Here is a 20,165-nt window from a genome sequence, read left to right on the forward strand (position 1 = left end):
ACAGGAAAGAGTGTTTTCTGACGATATTTTCTTGATTAAATCAGCGTTTCCCTAGAAGCCCCCGCCCGTTCTTACGTAGACACATCTATCCGATACCCGGCCCGAAGGGCCTGTCCAGCTCAAGGCTCAAGGCCCCATCTGTACGGCCTCACACTGAGACACCGGTCAGGACAGAACGCAAAAAACCGCAGGGCCGAAGTCCTGCGGTCTGGATTTTTTATTTCTTTAAGAACGGTACGATGGCGCTGCCGTGGGGGATGATGTTGATGGAGTAGTCCGTCTTTCCTTCCTTTGCCAGCTGCGCTCTGGCCAGTTCCCAGGCTTCTTCCACCGAGGCCACGGGGATCTGGTGGGTCTTTTCCCGGAGGATGTCGAAGTTTTCCGGCCGGGTGACGATGTACACCGTGTGGGTCATGGCGGTAATCAGGTTTTCAAAGGCCACGAAGAAGGGAATGGTGAAGCAGCTGTGGAGGCCTTTTTCCATTTCCGTGAGGTCCTTGTACTTGAAGCTTCCCAGGTAGGCCGGGGGCTCCATGATGTCCTCCGCTTCAATCATGGTAATGATGATGCCGCCCTTTTTCGTGGCGATTTCTGCGGTGGTGTAGCACTTGGTGCCCTGGTAGAGGTTCGTGTCCTTCGGATAGCCGCCGGCGGATACGATGGTCACGTCGGCCTGCTGTTTCATGGGGACCTTCTGCATGCGGTAGGTTTCTTTTGTCCCTTCCAGCCATGCCTTATAGGGGTCGCCGCCTACCATGGAGGAAACCTTCCCTTCCTCGTTAATGATGGAGTGGACGAGGAAGCAGGGATTCACCATGTCGCAGGCTTCCTGCATGTCTTCGGATACCGGATTCCCTTCGATTTTCAGGAGTTTGGCGTCCGGGTTCAGCCCGCTTCCCAGGGTGGGTCCCAGGGCGTGGCAGTGGTTCTGCTGTACGGTCTCGAAGCCTGCGACTCCCGGAAGAATGAGTTTCCGGCCGCCGCCGAAGCCTGCCATATCGTGGGTAGACACGGCATTGATGAGGATTACCTTGTCCGCTTTGGCTACCCGGGTATCGATCCACACGTCGGTGCCCAGTTTTGTGGTACCCATGTGGGTGAGCATGGATTTATCTGTGGAAATGTGCTGGTACATTTTGATGCGCCGGGCCACTTCTTCCCCTACACAGGTCACGTTTTCTTCATCCGTATGGGGACGGTGGGTGCCCTGGGCGAAGACGATGTAAATGTCATCATCCGGCACGCCGGCCCGGTTCAGTTCGTTCACCACGTGGATGGTGAATTCGGAAGCCCGGTTCCAGGCGCGGGTAATGTCCGCCACCACCAGGCATACCTTATCTCCCTTGTGGACCACTTCGGTCAGGGGCTTGGAGCCGATGGGGTGGCGCATGCACTCCAAGGTGGCTTCCTTTACATCACAGGCCGGAGTGGGTACGCCCTCCAGCACATCGGAAATATGCTCTTCCGGAAGCATGACAGACTGCGTTCCGCGGCCATAGGCCAGTTTGAATTCTTTGAGACCCATATTATCTTTATCCTCCCTGCTGCTATCCTTCTATGGTACCGGTCATATCCGGTGGTTGGTTTCTCTCTATTATATTACAGCGCCGGTGCCTGTGGAAAGGGGGAAGCCGGGGATTGGGGCCTTTAGTCAGGAAGCTCCGGAGCCGGTCTCCAGCGGACCGGCGGGGTGCCTGCTTTTCAGCTTTCTGCCTCCATTGCCCGACGGAGGCGCTGGAGGATATGGTCCCGGCTCCGGTAGTAGGAGGAGCGGCTCTTTCCGGTTTCCTTCAGGATCTGGGGCACGCTTTTCCCGCGGAGGAGGGCGTCCAGGATTTTTCTCTCATCCGGCGGGAGCTTCAGGGTGGCCAGGGCCCGGTGGAGGGCCTCCAGGGGCTGCTCCCGGCCGCAGGGATCTTCTGCTGCCATTTCTTCTTCTTCCTCCTTATACACTTCATGGCTGCTTCGCTCCATGGCCTTCCGGATGATCCGGGTCTTGGCCCAGTACAGCCGCTGCCTGATATACCAGGCGAAGTAGATGCCCTTCTCCCGGTCAAAGTCCCGCAGGGATTCCAGGAAGACAACGACCAGGTCCTGCCTGATGTCTTCCCAGTCCATCCGGGTCTCTCCGGCCGCCAGCCGGCGGAAGAGGGGCTCGTAGCGGCGGATGAGGGCCATCACCGCCTCCTTACTGCCATTCTGGGCAGCTTCCAGTAATTTCTTTTCTTCTTCATAGTTCTCCTGTCTTTTCATGATTGCCTGTTTCCGGCATGCCTTTTGTATTTCCGCGGATGGTTTAAGCATAGGGAAATCATGAATAGAACGCAAGTTCGATACCGGGGCATGAAACAGGCCATTTTCGCTCTTCGGCAGTCTGTAAGCGTGAAAAATAACCTTACAGGGGCTGGTAGGGCTCTATCTGCGGTAAGAGGGAAATGGGGGAAGGAAAAATATTTCTTTTCTCCGGAACATTTCCTTTCGCCAGAGAACTATAGAGACAGGAAATGCCTGCTGCGAAAGGAGATCAATTATGAACCATTTACTGGAGTCCGGGAAGGACCTGGCCAGCTGCTTTCCCCTGAAAGTGACGGGGTCTCTCCTCTTTCTTGTGGCCGCCCACCATGCCCTTATGTTTCTCTGTTTTTCCCTGCTGGTACTGCTGGACCTTCTGGCCCGGTGGCTGGCTATTGCCGCTTCCCTTCTCCGGGCAGAGGGGGACAGGGAGCCCTCTCTCCTGGCCATGGCCAGGGCCATTCCCCGGGCCCGGAAGCTGGGGCTCATCCGGAGCCGGATCATGAAGGAACGGGGGCTGTCGAAGCTGATTCTTTACAATATCTGCGTCCTGGCGGCGGGCTGTGCGGATTACCTGCTCCAGGGAGCCGGCCAGCCTTCGGACATGGTGTCCCTGGCCATCAGCTACCTGGCGGCGTCGGAGGCCCTGTCGGTCATCGAAAATCTGTCGGAGGCGGGCTTTACGTCCATGGCCCTTCTCCTCAAGCGTCTGAAGGGGGTGGGAAAATGAAGTGGGGTATCGATGTATCGGAGCACAATGGGGTGATCCCCTGGAGCGCCCTGAAAAAGACGGGCCTCTCCTTTGCCATTCTGCGGCTGGGCTGGGGGCAGTACCATCTGGATGAAAGGTTTTATGAAAATATCAATGGTGCCCTGGCGGCAGGCATAGAAACGGGCATCTATTACTACAGCTATGCCCTGACACCGGTGGAGGCGGCCCGGGAAGCCCGGTTTGCAGCCTTCGTGCTCCGGGACGGCGGCCTTTCGCCGGAGTATCTGGCCATGGGCTGCTGGCTGGACATGGAAGATGGGGACCGGTACAAGGAAAAAAACGGCCTCACCCATGGGGAGGCCATCACCGCCATATCCGCCGCCTTTCTGGAGGAAATGAAGAAGGAGGGCTATCCTGCCGGCATTTACGGCAGCTGGGACTGGCTGACCCATAAGATACACAGGCTGTCCCTGCCGCCGGGTACACCGGTGTGGTGCGCCCAGTGGGGCAGGGAATGTAATTTTCCGGGTGCCGCCATCTGGCAGTTCACCAATGCCCTCCGCCTGGAAGGCCTGGAACTGGACGGGGATATCTGCCTGGACAAAGGGCAGGTTTGAAATGAGTGAAGAGAGCTGCCTGCAGAGGCAATGCCACGTTTTACGGGCAGGGGTATCAGGATTTCAATGGCGGTGAGGCCGCTGATCCTGCCCGGTCTCTGATCGTCTGAGCTGTCTGACGTCTCTGCCGCTAAGCGGCGGGACCTCAACTCTCAAATTTCAATTCTATAAATTTCCCGGGACACTTTCCCCTTTCCCGCCACTATACAGGCAGAGAAGCGAAGAGGAAGCCCGGCGCGCGGGGGCACGTCAGAAACTTCTCCATTGATTCCATGATGTATGAAGAAAGGACAGAACCTATGAAGAATCTTGCACTCGTATTCAAAACCAGTGGTAACTCCACCATGACCATCACCATTGCCAGCCCGAAGGACAATGTGACCCTGGATGAGGCGAAGGCGGCAGCGGAGAAGCTCATTCCCATCCTCGTCACCAACGCCGGTGCCGATGTGGTGGCCCTGGACAGGGCCAGCGTCATCACCACCTCCTCCGAGGACCTGGCGTAAGGTATTGATTCAGTTGTAAAAAAAGAAAGGAACCTATTATGGCAGCAGTGAAAGCAATTTCCGATGTAAAACTTCAGGTCCGTTTCAATAACGGTACCACCGCCGCAGGCAAAGCGGCTGTGAAAACGGTGACCCTGTCCCAGGTGAAACTGGATGCTACGGACCAGCAGCTCCTGGATGCAGGCAATGCGCTGGCCGGGCTTTCTTCCCTCACCCTGAACGGGGTAAGACGGGTGGATACCGGTGACCTCAGCGATGGCGCCGGCGCCTGACGAATGACATAAGAAAAGCACGGACCTTCGGGTTCGTGCTTTTTGCCATGTAAAAACAGAATTGAATTGTGTGAAGAGAATGGAGGCCCTGTGCCTTTGGTGAGGCCCCTGTCCAAGAGCCTGCAGGCGTTGGATTGTCTGCTGGCTCAGCTGCGGAGAAGCCGCTGGATCTCAAATCTGTTTATTTGTCGTAAATGATGAGGCCCATGAAGACGAGGTCTTCATCGCCGATATTTTCCAGTCCGTGGCGGTCCCCGCTCTTGCAGAATGTGGCATCACCGGGACCTACTTCGCAGGTGCTGCCGTTATCGGTGTAAAGTCCCCGGCCCGAGAGGATATAGTAGATCTCCCCATCTCCTTTGTGCTGGTGGACGCCCATGGAGCAGCCTTTTGCCAGGGTGCATTTTACATAAAGCCGGCATTTGTCCTTCAGAATCTCCGGCCCCGCAATGGGCTGGAGAATGATGCGGCCTTTGCCGCCATTGGGATGTTCAATGATTTTGGGTGGCAGTTTTTCAAGCATAGGATGACCTTCTTTCTTTGACATAGGGCGGGCAGTCCTGCCTGCGGTGGTTGTGCGGCTGGGTGTCGGGTGAACTGGTGGGGCCCTGCGCTTTGAGCTGCCCTGCCGCTTCGCGGCCCATACCCTCTTTCAGCCTGTGGCCGGAGCCGCTGACGATATCTGACGTCCCATGGCTGGAGAGCCGGCAAAGGGCGTTCCATCTCTCCACTCCGTCCAGCCATGAAGGGAATCGGTAAGCGGACAGCAGATAGCGGTCAGCCTTCTCCGGCCTGTCCCACTGTTTCACTGGCCCATTGACCGGTCAGCCCTTTTTTTCATTTTCCCACAAGGAAGGGCGGAAAACAACGGGAAAATCTTTTCATGGTGCCACGGGAGAATGATATAATGGTATAGGAATTTTTCATAGTTCATGAAAGGAAGGAAAGGAATCCAATATGGTAAACGTATTAGGGGCCGATTTCCGTACGCCCACATTCTGGCAGCGACTCGCTTTTATCATTGCCATTACGGTGGTAGGTACATTTGGCTATTCCATCGGCGTCAACGTATTCCTTGTACCCCACCAGTTCCTGTCCGGCGGCCTGACCGGTATCGCCATGATTCTGTATTACCTCACCGGTTTTCCTATTGGCCTGGGAAACCTGCTGCTCAATGTGCCGATTCTCCTTTTGTCTCTTAAATTCATGGGGAAGTTTTATACCCTTATCACTATCCTGGGTACGGTGCTGTGCTCCGTATTCATTGACCTTACCTCGTTCCTTTCGGCGTACAACGTGGTGAAGGATCCCCTGGTGGCCGCTATTTCCGGCGGCGTGGTGCTGGGGGTGTCCATGGGTGTCCTGTACCGGTACAACAGCAATACCGGCGGCCTTGATGTGATTGGGGCTATCCTGAAGAAATACTATAACCTGGAAATCGGATACGTAGTATTTGCCCTGAATTTCGTCATTGTCACGGCGGGAGCCTTCATTTTCACGTTAGAGCCTGCTATCTGCACCCTTATCGCCATGTACATCAATGCGAACCTTTCCAGCCGTATCGTCATCGGCTTTGCCCAGAGGAAGGCGGCCTTCATCGTGTCCGATAAACCCCTGGAAATCTCGGACGCCATCCTTCGGAATATTCACCACGGCGCAACGCTCCTATACGGCCAGGGTGCTTTCTCAGGGGTGGAAAAGAAAATCGTCTTTGCCATTGTGGACCTTACCCAGATTACCAGGGTCCGCCATCTCATTGAAGACATAGACCCCTCGGCTTTCCTTTTCATCATGAACACCACCGATGTCATCGGCCGGGGCTTTACCCGCCCCCTGTCCACAGCCCATAATATGCCCCATTCTGTCCGCTACATCTGTGATAAAGAGGGGAACCTGGTACCCACCCACATGTGGTCCTATGAAATGGAGTCGGAAGCCCATCCGGATGATGAAGAGAAAGGAAAATAATGGTTTTGGGCGCTGATGGATAGGGTCATCCGGGGCGGGGCCGCCAGGTTCCGGCGGCCCACCCCGGATGACTCTATCCATTTACCATGCCAATCCCGACTAACCTGCGATTTCCTCGTTCTTGACAGATAGAACAATGCCTATTATAATAGCGGGTAATAAGAACCATGCGATGAACAGGAATAAGCCCTGTCGGAAATGACAGAGAGCCGGGAGGATGGAAACCGGTATGGAAGAGGGGCGTGTCGCCTGTGAGCTGGGGGCTGAAAGAACAGTAAGCCCACCGTCTGTCCGCGTTAAGGATATGGAGTATAATGCAGGGTGGTACCGCGCCATGAGCGCCCTTGTCCGATGGGACAGGGCTTTTTTTGTACCATTCTCCATGCTCCCTGAGGTATAAGTGAGAGTGGTACCGCGCCGATGCGCCTCTTTCCGTGGATTTCCCATGGAAAGGGGCTTTTTTGGTTGGCGGTACGGTGCTAACGGATTGGCGCACCGGCATGGGGCTTCTAGCTGCTAGTTTTTAGCGGTTAGGAAAGCTGAACCGCCTACGGCACGGCTTACTTCCAGATACCCCGATTGAAAGCGCCGCAGGCAAATCAGTTTTCCTAACAGCTAGCCGCTAGAAGCTAGAAGCCCGTGCGAGTGACACTACTCATCAGCATGACAACCGGCGGCAAAGCCGCTGGACCTCAACTCTCAATTCTCAGATTTCCATTCTCATACAGGAGGAACCATTATGAAAACAGCTACCGAAAAACGTATTGATTTCCGCAATAACCTGAAGTCCCATAAAATCATGGTCACCCCGGGGGTGGGGGATGCCCTGGCAGCCCGGATTGCCGAGCTTGCCGGTATGACCTGCATCACCATGGGCGGTTACTCCGTATCCGCTTCCCGTCTGGGACAGCCGGACGTGGGCCTTCTTTCCTGCTCCGAAATGGCAGAGCAGCTCACGGGCATCTGCAACGCCGTAAATATCCCGGTCATCGCTGACGGCGATACGGGCTACGGCAATGCGCTGAACGTGATCCGCACGGAGCAGATGTTTGAACAGGCCGGGGCTGCCTGCATTTTCTTTGAAGACCAGGCATGGCCGAAGCGCTGCGGTCACATGGATGGGAAGCAGGTCATTTCCGCCGAGGAACATGCCCAGAAAATCCGGGCCGCCGTGGATGCCCGTTTCGATAAGGAAACCATGATCATGTCCCGCACCGACAGCCGGGCTGTATACGGCATTGACGACGCCATCGAACGGAGCAAGCGCTACGCCGACGCAGGCGCAGAAATCTGCTTCGCCGACGGTATTGGAAGCCGGGAGGAACTGGAAAAATTCGCCCGGGGCATGGAAGGCAGCGGTGCCTACATTGTGGCCAATATGATCGAAGGCGGCAAGACGCCCCTCATTCCGGCCAGGGAACTGGAAGAAATGGGATTCTCCGTGGTCTTCTGGGCCTGCAGCGCTGTATACACCATTTCCAAAGCCCTCTACGACCTGTTCACCGGCCTCGAAAAGAACGGCACCACCGAAGCTACGGCAGACCGGATGATTGAATTCGGCAAGTTCAATCATATTATCGGCCTGGATACCTACAAAGAACTGGAACGGAAATACAAGGTAGACCGGGACGACTGAAAAAAGCGGCCCATGAATCACAAATAAGTCGGCCCATGGTTCCGTATGACCGGATTCCTATGGGTCAGGAGCGAGGAGTCAGGAGTGAGGAGTGAATGTGGCGGCGCACAAAGAATATAGCGCCGCCTTTTGAAACCGGACAGCGGTGAAGCTGAGGAATACAAAGCCCGCAGTGCCATATAAATTGATACACCGCACCATCCCCGCAAGCGCTGCCCCGTTCCCTCTCAGTCCCGCAGCCACTTTTCTGCCGCAGGCTGATGTACTCGATCTCGGCCTCGGCCTCAATCTCATGTGCCTGTATTTTTCCTCCCTGGAACCTTTTGGACCTTTTTATCCCCCCTCTCCATTTCCCGGTGCTCTTCCCGATTTGCCGAAATGGATGGAAACAAGTAAAATAGGGAAGAGAACCTTAAGGAGGCGTACCCATGATTACACCAATGGACATCCATAATAAGACTTTCTCCAAGAGCCTTCGGGGCTACAGTGAAGAGGAGGTCAACGATTTTCTCCGGCAGATCGTGACGGACTATGAACAGATTTACCGGGAACATCGGGAAATGGAAGAACAGATGGACCAGATGAAGACGAAGCTGGCCAACTATGAAAAAATTTCCGAAACCATGACCAACACCCTGCAGCTGGCCAAGGATACCGCAGAAAACGTGAAGAAGAATGCAAAACGGAATGCGGACATCCTCATTGCCAATGCGCACCAGGAGGGAAAGCGGACCATCCGCGATGCCGAAGAATCCCGGCGCCGGCTCATGGAAAACATGATCCGCACCGAAGGCAACATGAAGACCTACGTAGGCAAGATCCGGAGAGACCTGGAGCTCGCCCTGGCCGCCATCGACGCCATGGATAAGCTGGAAGTTCCCACCATGGCAGGCTTCCCGGCACTGGAAGAAAAGAAGGAAGAACCGGCTGAAGCAGCAAAGGAAGAACCACAGGAAGCAGCACCGGAAGAACCGGCAGCGCCTGCAGAAGAAGCAGAGGAACCGGCTCCGGCTGAAGCGCCGGAGGCGGAAGCTCCTGCAGAAGAAGAGGCGGACACCGAAGAAAAGCCGGAAGAACCGGCTGAAGAAAAACCGGAAGCCTGAATCCAATAAAAAAAACATCCCCACCTCGTGGCGGGGATGTTTTTTATTGGATTCGGTCTTTTAACGGGAGGGTGCATCAGCCTGCGGCGGTTATGTGGCTGGGCGGCGTGCACCCGTGCGGGGGCTTTTAGCTTCTAGCTGCTAGCTGTCAGGAAAGATGACTAGCCTACGGCATGAAAAAGCAGCCGGGAACATGAATTGAAAGCGCCGCAGGCAAACCAGTTTCCCTAGCAGCTAATAGCTAGAAGCTCCGCATGTTCGCATGCCCGCCAGCCACACAAGCGGCGCAGCCGCGGAACCGGGGCTCTCAACTCTCTTCACTCAAATCTATTTATACAGCACATCCAGCACCTGCTTCATTTCGGCGGCGGTGAGCTGGCCGGGGGCGCTGGCTTCTTTTCCGGCGGCAAAGGTGAGAGGACCGCCCATGCGGTTTCCGGCGGCCCTGGTGAGCATGCCCAGGGGACCCATGGCGATGGTGACTACCGGAGTTTCCGGAAAGCGGGTCATCCTTTTGGCGGCGGCGGAAATAAGGGCTGCTGCGTCTGCCGGTGTCTCCGGCATGACTGCGATTTTCAGGATATCCGGGTGGAAAGCGGCCATGGCTTCCAGGGTGTCCGTGATTTCAGCTTCCGGAAGGGCCCGGTGGAAGCTGTGGAAACTCATGAGGAGGGGAATTTTCTTTTCTCTGGCCTTCGCCATGAGGACCTTCGTATCCATGGGGTCATGGCCATATTCCACGTCCAGTACGTCGGCCCACCGGGAGGAAAGGAGAAGGGAAAGGATGGAGAAATAGGTGTCCTCTTCCATGTCGTGGACCCCGCCCTGCCCCTTCGTGCGGACTGTGGTAAGGAGGGGAGTATCTTTGAAATGGCTGCGGATGATGCGGCAGGCTCTGTCCAGGTCCGAGGGGCCGTGGAAACCGTCCCGGTTCATGAGGTAGTCCACCCGCCACTCCAGCATGTCTAAAGGAACAGAGGCCAGGGAGGCGCATTCCTGCTCCAGGGCCTCGAAATCGGAGGACACCAGGGGAACGCAGATTTTCGGCTTTCCTTCGCCGATGGTACAATTTCTGATTTTCAGCATGACAGACTCCTTTCAGGGGATTTCCCAGCCCCTGGGGGCATGGTTCAGGACTTCACAGCCGGTGTCGGTGACAAGGACCAGGTCTTCAATGCGGACACCGAATTTTCCGGGGAGGTATACGCCGGGTTCTATGGAAAAGATCATGCCCGGTTCTGCTGTGAGGGGAGAAGAGGAAGACACTTCTCCCTCTTCGTGTTCTTTGATGCCGATGAAGTGGCCCAGACGGTGGGTAAAGAAGGGACCATAGCCGCCTTTGGCGATGTAATCCCGGGCTGCCCGGTCCAGTTCGGAAAGAGGAATGCCGGGGCGGACGAGGGATTCCGCCAGCTCCCCGGCTTCTCGGACCAGGGTGTGTACTTTCTTTTCTTCCTCCGAAGGGGTGCCGGTGAGGAAGGTGCGGGTCATATCGGAGCAGTAGTGGTCCTTCCGGCAGCCTATATCAAAGAGGGCCACATCCCCTTCATGGAACACCGTGTCGTCAGGCATGTGATGGGGGTCGGCGCCGTGGGGACCGAAGGAAACGATGGGCGGGAAGGAGAAGCCCTCTGCCCCCTCTTCCCCGTAGATGGCAAGGAGTCGGCGGGCGCATTCCTTTTCTGTCACCCCATCATGGAGAAAGCGGGCAATCCGCTCCATGGCCCAGTCATTGATGAAGGAGGCGCGGCGCATGGTATCTGTTTCTTCTCCGTCCTTGATGGCCCGGGTCCGGTCCACGGCGGGGGAACCGTTTTTGAAGGACAGGTCCTTCCGTTTCTCCATGAGGGAAAGAAGGAAATGGGAGGGCCAGAATTTATCGATGCCTACGGTCCCTTCCGGCAGGTGGCGGGAGAGGAGGGTCAGACCGTCTTCGCCGTCTTCAAAGGAAATATCTGCCGGTAAACCTGCCTTTTCCGCCTCCTCCGGAGAAAGGTCCATGCCTTTGGACAGGGGAAAGAGGCGGTTTCGGATCCAGAGGGCGCTGCCCTTTGCGGGAACCAGAAGCACCGTGAGCCGTTCCCCGGGATGGATGGTTTCTCCTGTCAGATACCACAGGGCAGCGGGCTCGGAAACCAGGAGGGAGGAAAGGCCCATTTCTTCCATCCGCCGGCGGACAGCGGCCAGCCGGTTTGCATGCATATCGTTCATGGTATCACTCCTTAAGAATAAATTAACCCTATTATATAACGAAAAAATAGAATTGAGAATTGAGGTTTGAGAATTGAGGTCCAGCCGCTTCGCGGCAAAGGCAGAGTTGAGATTTGAGAGTTGAGGCCCTGCCTGCGGCGCTTCCACCGGAATCCCTCTGTCTGCTTCGCAGACATCATTCCGGCCGGGCCACAAAAGGAAGGTGCCTTAGTGTGCAGTAAAGGCACCAACCTGGGCCCGGCTCAGCAGTCCTCTGCAGGACTGCTGCCTTTGAAAAAGGGAGACTTTCCAATAGCGGCTGCCGCCGCAGTTGGATTCCTGATGACGCCCCCCAAAAATTGCAATTGACTCAGCAGGAGGTTCTCTTCCCCAAAGAAAACTGCCAACGGCTGAGAGATGGTGATGGGAATTGATGGTCCTGGGCCCACAGGGCCCTATACACTCGATCTCGGCCTCGGTCTCAATCTCATTTGCCCGCAGGGCCTGTGCAGCTCGATGCTTCAGGCTAAAGGCTCAATGTCTCTGCCTGTTCATACAAAAACCATCCATACAAGGGCCAGCTGAATATTGTATAATATATGTAAATTAATTCATGAATCTGTTAATTCATAGGAATAGTATATGAGGTGTAATATGTTTGTTCACGAAATTATCAATGGGGCGGACCCTTCCCATATCGCCATCGAAGGGGAGGGGGAATTCACGTACGGAGAACTGGCGGAGCTGGTTCACCTGTACCGCAACAGCCTCTATGAAATGGGAATCCGGGAAGGCATGAAGGTAGGTCTGTACTCCGCCAATCGGCCGGAGTTTATTTTTGCGTACCTGGCGGTCATCAGTCTGGGCGCCGTCATTATTCCTGTCAATAACTCCCTGGTGGACCGGGAAGTGGACTATATCCTGAAGGACGGGGAAGCAGCGCTTCTCATTACCGATACGGATCTGGACGTATCCTGCCCCTCCGTGGACATTCATGACCTGGACTTCCGGGCAAGGGACAACCGGGCGAAAGAGGCGCCGCCATTTCCGGAGGACCTGACGGAGGACGATGTGTGTGCCCTGGTCTATACCTCCGGCACCACCGGAAGTCCGAAGGGCGCCATGCTGACCCATAAAAATCTCATGAGCAATGTGCTGCAGTTTGTACAGGCAGTGGATTACGGGCCGGAGGATAAGATTCTCTGCGTGCTGCCCCTGTTCCACTGCTATGGCCTCACTACGGTGCTCCATGTGGGTCTCTATGCCCATTCTACACTGGTCATCCTCCGGACGAAGAGCCCTTCGGAAATCATCAATGCCATTGTGAAGTATTCCATCACCATTGCCATCATGGTGCCGCCAATGTACAATCTCCTGGCCCGCCGGGGGGACCCGTCCCTCATGGTGACGGTGCGGGACTTCATTTCCGGCGGCGCCCCTATTCCCCAGCCCGTGTCCCAGGCTTTCTTTGACCGGTTCCACCATCCCGTGCGGGAGGGCTATGGCCTCACTGAGGCATCGCCGGTGGTGAGCGTCCTGCCGGCGGACCGGATCAAGTATCTCACCGTAGGGCCTGCCATCCCCGGAGTGGAAACAAAGATTGTGACCGGTGAGGAGGGACCCTACAAGCCCGGTACCGTGGGAGAGCTCATGGTGCGGGGAGACAACGTGATGAAGGGGTACTGGAAGAAGCCGGAGGAAACGGCAAAGGTCCTGGAGCCCGATGGATGGCTTCATACGGGAGACCTGGCCTATATGGATGAGGACCGGTTCATCTACATTGTGGACCGGTTGAAGGACCTCATTATCGTGAACGGGGAAAATATCTACCCCGGTGAAGTGGAAGACTGCATTTATGAAGTAGAAAGGGTCTCGGAATGTGCGGTCATCGGCCACCCGGATCCTCTCCGGGGCCAGGCGGTCTGGGCTTACGTGGTCATGAAGGAGGGGTACCCATTTGACGAGAACAAAATCCGGAAATACATGGCCCGGAATATTGCAAGTTACAAGATTCCCCGCCGTTTCATTCCTATGGATGCGCTGCCGAAGAATGCATCGGGAAAGATCCTGAAGCGGGCGCTTCGGGATAAATGAGGATACAGAAAAAAGCCGGGAAACAGGAAAACTGTTTCCCGGCTTTTTTCTGCGCTGGTGGGTAGAGTCACTCCCGCGAGGTTTCTGGCAGCTGAGAAAGCGATTTTATCAGTGCTGCCCTGGAAGCTTCGAAAGAGTAGCTCTGCCCGTCAGTGCAAAAACCAATCCCATGCTCCTTACAGTGCGCCCAACGTTTTCATCATTTCATAGACTGCGGTCAGCGGGAGGCCTACTACGTTGTCGTAGGAACCCTGGATACCCTCCACCAGGAGGGTGCCGAGCCCCTGGATGCCGTAGGCGCCAGCTTTGTCCATGGGTTCCCCGGTTGCGATGTAGTCCTCGATTTCCCTGTCCGTGAGAGAACGAAAACGGACTTCGGTGGTGGTGACGGTGACGAGGCTGCGGTCCCTGTAGAGGATGGCGGTGCCGGTTTTCACAAAGTGGTCACGGCCTGAGAGGAAGCGGAGCATCCGGAAGGCGTCGCCCCGGTCCTTCGGCTTCCCGAGAATCTTTCCGCCGATAGTTACGATGGTATCGGCGGCTAGGAGAGGAAACGCTTCCTTTTCCCCGCGGTCGGCCCCTTCTGCCTTGCCCAGGGCATTCAGGGCACACACCAGGTCCGGACCGGCAAAGGAAGACAAAAGGGGATGGTTTATTTCGGATTTCCGCTTTTCCGCTTCTTCCAGCGTTTTCACTTCATTGAAATGACTTTTTACGATGCGGGGCTCCCAGTGAATCTGGAGGAGCAGTTCCTTCCGGCGGGGAGACGAGGAAGCGAGAAGAATGTTCATGGAATGGTCCTTTCTGGGGAATCATGGGAGAGTGGGACAGCGGGCTGGTGGAACCGTAGAAATCGGCTTACTGATTTACCGCTGATGGACATTAGACGGAATCGGCGGCGAAGCCGCAGAAACTCAACTCTCAAATTTCAAACCTTAGCCGCTAAGCGGCTTCCCTCACAGCGCTTTCCGGTAAATGGCGATGAGGTCTTCTTTCGTGAGGGGGACGAAGCCCTGGATAATGCCATCTTTTCCTTTCCAGGCAAGGTCGTTGTCTGCCATTTCTTCGAAGTGGCTGTCATCGATGGAAATGGCGGAAAGGGAACTGGGAAGCTGGAGGGAGGTGGTGAGGAATTTTTTCAGTTTCTTTATGCCTTTCCGGGCGGTCTTTTCCGGATTCTTTCCCTCTTTTACGCCCATCACATGAACGGCGAAGCGGGGCGCCGTTTCTTCAGAGAGCACATGGCTCATGAAAGCCGGTGTGAGGATGGCCAGCCCCAGACCGTGGGGAATGTCGTACCAGGCGGACAGTTCGTGCTCCAGACCGTGGCAGCTCCATGCCACACTGTGGCCCCGGTCGATGAGGTCATTGATGGCCCATTCCGAGTCCCAGAGGAGGTTGGCTCGGGCTTCTTCATTGCTCCCTTCTGCCATGGCGATGGGAGCCCATCGGATGACGGAGCGCATCATGGATTCCATAAATCCGTCCATGGAATCAAAGCCCTCTTCCCGGTTCAGGTATACCTCCAGGAGATGGGACAGGATGTCCGCACTGCCGGAGGCTGTCTGGAAGGGGCTCACGGTGTAGGTATTCCGGGGGCAGAGGAAGGAAACTTTCGGCCGCAGGGGCTCCGTGGTCCATCCGTATTTCTCCAGGGTCTGGGGATTCGTAATGACGGCGCAGCTGTTCATCTCAGAACCGGTGGCGGCCATGGTGGGGATGGCGATGAGGGGAAGGGCCCTGGTGAGCTGGACCCGGTTCTTCACCAGGTCCCAGGGGTCTCCCTCATAGGCGGCGCTGCCGGCGATGACCTTGGCCGTATCGATGACACTGCCGCCGCCGGCTGCGATGATGAGGTCGATACCCCCTTCCCGGCAGAGCCGGGCGCCCTGGTAGGCCAGGGCAATTTCCGGATTTGGCTTGACTCCGGAAATTTCATAGCCCGAAAGGCCGGCTTTTTCAATTTCGCTGATAATGGTGTCGTAGATGCCGTTCTTCTTGATGGAACCGCCGCCGTAGACAAGAAGGACCCGGCTGCCCCAGCGGGGCAGTTCTTCATGGAGATGGGACAGGGCATCGTTTCCAAAATATACTTTTGTAGGATTATGGTAGATAAAAGGGTCAACCATGGTGTAACCTCCTGAAATAACTATTTTTCTTTTATTATACCCTATGACAGGGGAAATGGATTTCTCCGGATCCGGGCTTTCCGGGAAAGGTGGAAATCAGTGGAATTTTGGCGGGAAATAGAGTAAAATACAGGGAACAATCACAGGGCCCGGTTTTTGGCCCCGTAGGAGAGGAGAATGGTAGAATGAATTTCAAGAAGATTTTTGGTATGGTAATGGCAGGGATCATGGCACTGGCGGTGTCCCTGTCTTTTGCAGGCTGTGGCGGCGGAGGCGGAAGCACGTCATCCGGCGGAGGAGAAAAGAAGCCGGTGAAGGTGTCCCTGGCTATGCTGCGGCTTACGAGCAGTGCTCCCCTTTTCATCGCCATGGACAAGGGGTACTTCAAGGATGAGGGCATCGACATCGATGCCCAGTGGTTCGATGCGGCCCAGCCCATCGCCGTAGCCACGGCTTCGTCCAAGGTGGACGTGGGAGCCACCGGCATCACCGCCGGCCTCTACAACATGGCCGCCAAGGGGCAGAAGCTCTATATCGTGGCCGATAAGGGACGGGAAGAAAAAGGATATTCTTCCTCCGCCCTCCTGGCTTCCACCGCAGAATATGATAATGGCCTCACCTCTATTGAAGGGCTGAAGGGAAAACGGGTAGGCATTACCCAGAAAGGATCCACCTTCCATTACATGCTGGGACGGATGCTGGAATCCAAGGGCCTTACCCTGGACGATGTGACCGTGGTGCCTCTGGGCAAACTGTCCGCCGTCATGGCAGCTCTCCAGAGCGGCCAGATCGATGCCTGCATCCTGAATGAACCGAACATTACAAAGGTCAAGAACGAAGGGTACGGCAAAGAAATTACCCAGGTCAGCGCTGTGATGCCTTACCAGACAAGCGGCATTTTCTACTCCCCGGAATTTGCAAAGAATAAGGATGCCGCCGTCCGTTTCATGAAAGCCTACAACCGGGCCTGCAATGAATACTACAATGCGGTGGTGGACAAGAAGGATCCCCAGAAGCTGGATGAAGTGGTGAAGATTATCTCCAAGTACGTGAAGACACCGGAAGAGGATATCCGCCTCGGCCTGCCTTACATCGATAAGAACGGGGTTCTCATGGCCGATGATATCAAGACCCAGATCGACTGGTATTCTTCCCATGGCATGATCGACGGGAAGCTGGATGCCAAAGACGTGGTGAATACGTCCTTCCTGGAAGAAGCCATGAAGAAATAAGGAATGGTCCATAAGACTCCTTTCCCAGAGTGGAGGGAGTCTTATGGCGTATATGGGGTGAACGGGCCTCATTTGATGGATAGATGCAGCCCATGACGGGTGAATAGATTTGAGGTTTGAGATTTGAGGGTTGAGGCTCCGCCGCTTCGCTGCAAATCCTGGCTTCCCCCTTTGGGGGAGCTGGCCGCGAAGCGGCTGAAACTCAACTTTTTTATTTATACCAGGAGTATTGTATGGAAGTTGTCATTGAAAATGTGAGTAAATCCTTCCGGAACGGCAGGAAGACGCTGCCGGTGCTGGAAGATATCAATATAACCCTGAAAAAAGAAGAATTTGTGGCCCTCGTAGGTCCTTCGGGCTGCGGGAAGTCCACGCTTCTCAATATCTGTGCCGGCCTTCTTTCACCGGATAGCGGCAGCGTGTACTTCACCGGAGAAGAACTGGAGCGGGAGCCCCGGGTATCCATCGTATTCCAGGAGACAGGACTCATGCCCTGGCGGAATGTGTACGACAATATTGCCTTTGGCCTGGACGCGGGCCATGTGCTGCCGAAGAAGGACTGGAAGGAACGGATCGACCATTATATTTCCCTGGTCGGCCTTTCGGGATTTGAAAAATCCTATCCCCACCAGCTCTCCGGCGGTATGAGGCAGAGAGTGGGCATTGCCCGGGCCCTGGCCATTAACCCGGACCTCCTTCTCATGGATGAACCTTTCTCCGCCCTGGATGCCCAGACCCGGATCATCATGCAGCAGGAACTGGTGGATCTCTGGGAAAAGACAAGGCTCACCACCCTCTATGTGACCCATAATATCCAGGAGGCCGTCATGCTGGCGGACCGGGTGGTGCTGCTGTCCCGGCGGCCCGGCAAGGTGCGGGATATCCTCACCATTTCCATTCCCCGGGAGGACCGGGAGAAACCGGAACATGCAGAAGAAATCGACAGCCTTACCCGGACCATCTGGGAACACATCAGCAAGGATGCCCTGGAGGCCATGACGGAGGTGCAGGAAGATGAATAAGTACATCGTAGAAAACAAGATGAAACGGTGGCAGAAGAGCTATACCCCCGCCGTATCCCTGGCTTCGGTGGCGGTGGTTCTCATCATCTGGGAAGCCATCTGCCGGGCCGGCGTGGTATCATCTCTCTTCCTTCCTCCGCCGACCATGATCCTTTCCTCCCTGGTGGATATGATCAAAGACGGGGAAATTGGCGTTTCCCTGGCAGCCTCCCTGTACCGCATTCTCATGGGATTCTTCCTGGGCAGTGCCTTTGGCCTTTTCGTGGGCCTTGTTACCGGCACCTCCGCCCTGGCGGACCGGATAGCGAACCCCATCGTGAATGCCCTGTATCCGATTCCGAAAATCGCGCTCCTCCCGCTCTTCATCCTGTGGCTCGGTATCGGGGAGGTATCGAAAGTCACCATCATCGCCCTGGGCGTATTTTTCCCGGTGGCCATGAATACTTACTCCGGCGTAAAGAACGTGGATACCCTTCTCATTAAAGTGGCTGTGAGCTTCCATGCGGGTTGGGGCTACACCATGAAGAACGTGGTGCTGCTCTATGCACTGCCCATGATATTTGCGGGCCTCCGCATCGCCGCCGGTACGGCGCTCCTCCTGCTGGTGGCCGCTGAAATGATCGCTGCCGAACAGGGCATCGGCGCCCTCATCCTCCACTATGGGGACCTCATGATTACGGACCGCCTCATGGCAGGGGTCATCGTACTCTCCGTGCTGGGCCTCATCTTCAACCTGTTCCTCCAGTTCCTGGAAAGGAAACTGGTCCCCTGGAACAGGAAGGAATAAATAAAAGAATCGGTATACTATTTCCTGTATATCATAAGAAGCGTCTACTCTTTTCGAGTAGGCGTTTTTTATTAAAGTTTATAATTTTACACAATTATTACATAAGAAGATAAAATTTTACATTATCGATACAAAATGAGAATAATGTGAGATTTTCTCATTAGGCAATGTTATAATGAGAATGGAATGATTGGATATTTGCTCTGATTGGGAGAACATTTTTTTAAAAGGGAGGACCTGTTATGTCAAAAATGAAGAAAATAGCAGCGGTTTTGGCTTGTGCCGCACTGGCATGTGGTATCTTTACCGGATGTGGAGGAGACAAAAAGGCAGCCAGCACGGCATCTGCAGGGGGAGACAAAGTACTTACGGTGTACACTGCCCGCAGTGAAAGTCTGAATAACCTGGTAATTCCGGAATTTGAAAAAGAGACAGGTATCAAGGTCAATATGATTGTAGCGGGCACAGGTCCTCTGGTGAAACGGGTGGCTTCGGAAAAGGATAATCCCCAGGGCGATGTGCTGTGGGCTGCGGACCAGACGATGCTGGAGTCCCAGAAAGATCTTTTTGAAAAATATGTATCCCCGGAAGATGCAAATATGATGGATAATGCAAAAAATAAGACCGGCTATTTCACACCGGCTTTTGCAGATCCCACAGTTTTTATTGTTAATACAAAACTGGCAGGAGATATGAAGATTGAAGGCTTTGATGATCTGTTGAATCCGGAATTAAAAGGGAAAATTGCCTTTGGAGACCCGGCCAATTCATCTTCTGCTTTCCAGAGCCTCATGGCCATGCTTTATGCCAAAGGGAAAGATGGGGACCCTCTGTCTCCGGAGGCTTGGGCCTATGTGGATAACTTTATCAAAAACGTAGATGGCAAATTCCTGAATAGCTCCGGCGCTGTTCATAAAGGAGCAGCAGATGGGGAATATACGGTAGGACTGACCTGGGAAGACCCGGCAGCTACCTATGTAAAGAATGGGGCACCGGTAAAGGTGGTATTCCCAAAGGAAGGGGCTATTTTCCCGGGTGAATCAGTAGAAATCATTAAAGGTGCGAAACATATGGACAATGCGAAGAAATTCGTGGACTTTATGTTGTCAAAGAAAATTCAGGAAGAAGCCGGTAAGACATTGACTGTCCGGCCTTTGCGCAAAGGGGTACAGCTGGCGGACTACATGACGCCCCAGGACCAGATTCATCTGTTTAAAAATTATGATGAAGGCTGGGTGGCCCAGCATAAACAGGAAATCGTGAAGCTCTGGAACCAGCATCTGGAGAATTCCCGGCAGTGATTGGCTGTTTGAAGAATGAATGAGAGGGGGCCGTGGCTTTTTACGGTCCCCCTCTTTTTATAAGACATCAGGTGGGAATAGTTCCATTTGTCGAACTGTCAGGGCCTGGCGGTTAGCATGCTTGTGTGCAGAGTCACTTGCACGGAGCTATTAGCTTCTGGCAGTCAGTGGCCAGAAAAGCTGATCCGCCTGCGGCATTTCCAACAGTTTCCATCAGCTAACCTCAACCCCATGGGCAGCGTTGGGCTGCTAGGGAAACGCTGATTTAATCAAGAAAATATCGTCAGAAAACACTCTTTCCTGT

The 20,165-nt window shown here is 54.8% G+C and carries 19 protein-coding genes; 12 read left to right on the forward strand and 7 right to left on the reverse strand.

Annotated features, from left to right (window positions below):
* Window positions 1-217 precede the first annotated feature (217 nt).
* A complete protein-coding gene (larA, locus tag QZR21_RS03130; RefSeq protein WP_296098409.1) occupies window positions 218-1,525 on the reverse strand; it encodes a nickel-dependent lactate racemase in 1,308 nt (435 codons plus the stop codon).
* Window positions 1,526-1,701: 176 nt separating this feature from the next.
* Window positions 1,702-2,253 carry a sigma-70 family RNA polymerase sigma factor gene (locus tag QZR21_RS03135; RefSeq protein WP_296098407.1) on the reverse strand — a complete coding sequence of 184 codons (552 nt, stop codon included), beginning with the start codon at window positions 2,251-2,253 and terminating at the stop codon, window positions 1,702-1,704.
* 277 nt (window positions 2,254-2,530) lie between these two features.
* Between QZR21_RS03135 and QZR21_RS03140 the strand changes: the two genes are divergently transcribed.
* The 4 genes from QZR21_RS03140 (at window position 2,531) to QZR21_RS03155 (ending at window position 4,399) form a co-directional block, all read left to right on the forward strand.
* On the forward strand, window positions 2,531-3,022 hold the full coding sequence (locus QZR21_RS03140) for a phage holin family protein (RefSeq protein ID WP_296098405.1): 492 nt from the start codon (window positions 2,531-2,533) through the stop codon (window positions 3,020-3,022).
* Complete coding sequence (locus QZR21_RS03145; protein WP_296098403.1) at window positions 3,019-3,621, forward strand: GH25 family lysozyme; 603 nt, start codon at window positions 3,019-3,021, stop codon at window positions 3,619-3,621. Before QZR21_RS03140 ends, QZR21_RS03145 begins: the two co-directional genes overlap by 4 nt.
* A 299-nt stretch (window positions 3,622-3,920) precedes the next feature.
* Window positions 3,921-4,127, forward strand: a complete 207-nt coding sequence (locus tag QZR21_RS03150; RefSeq protein WP_296098401.1) for a DUF2922 domain-containing protein — start codon at window positions 3,921-3,923, stop codon at window positions 4,125-4,127.
* A 38-nt stretch (window positions 4,128-4,165) separates the two neighbouring features.
* On the forward strand, window positions 4,166-4,399 hold the full coding sequence (locus tag QZR21_RS03155) for a DUF1659 domain-containing protein (protein WP_296098399.1): 234 nt from the start codon (window positions 4,166-4,168) through the stop codon (window positions 4,397-4,399).
* 181 nt (window positions 4,400-4,580) lie between these two features.
* Here the strand turns inward: QZR21_RS03155 and QZR21_RS03160 are convergent, their stop codons facing one another.
* Entirely contained in the window at window positions 4,581-4,922 is a 342-nt protein-coding gene (locus tag QZR21_RS03160; RefSeq protein ID WP_296098397.1) for a cupin domain-containing protein, read from the reverse strand.
* Between the two features lie 434 nt (window positions 4,923-5,356).
* Here QZR21_RS03160 and QZR21_RS03165 point away from each other — a divergent pair, with 434 nt between their 5' ends.
* The 3 genes from QZR21_RS03165 (at window position 5,357) to QZR21_RS03175 (ending at window position 9,106) form a co-directional block, all read left to right on the forward strand.
* Complete coding sequence (locus tag QZR21_RS03165) at window positions 5,357-6,367, forward strand: YitT family protein (protein ID WP_296098393.1); 1,011 nt, start codon at window positions 5,357-5,359, stop codon at window positions 6,365-6,367.
* A gap of 739 nt (window positions 6,368-7,106) precedes the next feature.
* Window positions 7,107-8,003, forward strand: a complete 897-nt coding sequence (locus QZR21_RS03170; RefSeq protein ID WP_296098391.1) for an oxaloacetate decarboxylase — start codon at window positions 7,107-7,109, stop codon at window positions 8,001-8,003.
* Window positions 8,004-8,431: 428 nt separating this feature from the next.
* On the forward strand, window positions 8,432-9,106 hold the full coding sequence (locus tag QZR21_RS03175; protein ID WP_296098390.1) for a DivIVA domain-containing protein: 675 nt from the start codon (window positions 8,432-8,434) through the stop codon (window positions 9,104-9,106).
* A gap of 327 nt (window positions 9,107-9,433) precedes the next feature.
* Here QZR21_RS03175 and aroD read toward each other — a convergent pair whose 3' ends face one another.
* The gene (gene aroD / locus QZR21_RS03180; RefSeq protein WP_296098388.1) at window positions 9,434-10,192 is read right to left on the reverse strand and encodes a type I 3-dehydroquinate dehydratase; all 759 of its coding nucleotides are present in this window, start codon (window positions 10,190-10,192) and stop codon (window positions 9,434-9,436) included.
* Between the two features lie 12 nt (window positions 10,193-10,204).
* Window positions 10,205-11,317 (reverse strand): Xaa-Pro peptidase family protein, encoded by a 1,113-nt coding sequence (locus QZR21_RS03185; protein ID WP_296973711.1) that lies wholly within the window; start codon window positions 11,315-11,317, stop codon window positions 10,205-10,207.
* Between the two features lie 633 nt (window positions 11,318-11,950).
* Here QZR21_RS03185 and QZR21_RS03190 point away from each other — a divergent pair.
* Window positions 11,951-13,390, forward strand: coding sequence for a class I adenylate-forming enzyme family protein (locus QZR21_RS03190; RefSeq protein ID WP_296973714.1), 1,440 nt, complete (start codon window positions 11,951-11,953; stop codon window positions 13,388-13,390).
* 176 nt (window positions 13,391-13,566) lie between these two features.
* Here the strand turns inward: QZR21_RS03190 and QZR21_RS03195 are convergent, their stop codons facing one another.
* Together QZR21_RS03195 and QZR21_RS03200 are read right to left on the reverse strand one after the other, a co-directional pair.
* Complete coding sequence (locus QZR21_RS03195) at window positions 13,567-14,181, reverse strand: nucleoside triphosphate pyrophosphatase (RefSeq protein WP_296098382.1); 615 nt, start codon at window positions 14,179-14,181, stop codon at window positions 13,567-13,569.
* Window positions 14,182-14,346: 165 nt separating this feature from the next.
* Window positions 14,347-15,519: an iron-containing alcohol dehydrogenase gene (locus tag QZR21_RS03200; protein ID WP_296973718.1), complete on the reverse strand. Its 1,173-nt coding sequence runs from the start codon at window positions 15,517-15,519 to the stop codon at window positions 14,347-14,349.
* 185 nt (window positions 15,520-15,704) lie between these two features.
* Between QZR21_RS03200 and QZR21_RS03205 the strand changes: the two genes are divergently transcribed.
* The 4 genes from QZR21_RS03205 to QZR21_RS03220 all read left to right on the forward strand — a co-directional run bounded on the left by QZR21_RS03205 (window position 15,705) and on the right by QZR21_RS03220 (window position 19,861).
* Window positions 15,705-16,751 (forward strand): ABC transporter substrate-binding protein, encoded by a 1,047-nt coding sequence (locus tag QZR21_RS03205; protein ID WP_296098378.1) that lies wholly within the window; start codon window positions 15,705-15,707, stop codon window positions 16,749-16,751.
* 233 nt (window positions 16,752-16,984) lie between these two features.
* Complete coding sequence (locus tag QZR21_RS03210; protein ID WP_296973722.1) at window positions 16,985-17,773, forward strand: ABC transporter ATP-binding protein; 789 nt, start codon at window positions 16,985-16,987, stop codon at window positions 17,771-17,773.
* On the forward strand, window positions 17,766-18,560 hold the full coding sequence (locus QZR21_RS03215) for an ABC transporter permease (protein WP_296098374.1): 795 nt from the start codon (window positions 17,766-17,768) through the stop codon (window positions 18,558-18,560). Before QZR21_RS03210 ends, QZR21_RS03215 begins: the two co-directional genes overlap by 8 nt.
* A 242-nt stretch (window positions 18,561-18,802) precedes the next feature.
* On the forward strand, window positions 18,803-19,861 hold the full coding sequence (locus tag QZR21_RS03220; RefSeq protein WP_296098371.1) for an extracellular solute-binding protein: 1,059 nt from the start codon (window positions 18,803-18,805) through the stop codon (window positions 19,859-19,861).
* Window positions 19,862-20,165 lie beyond the last annotated feature (304 nt).

The sequence above is a fragment of the uncultured Dialister sp. genome, from assembly GCF_900541605.1.
In the GTDB taxonomy this organism is placed as follows: domain Bacteria; phylum Bacillota; class Negativicutes; order Veillonellales; family Dialisteraceae; genus Dialister.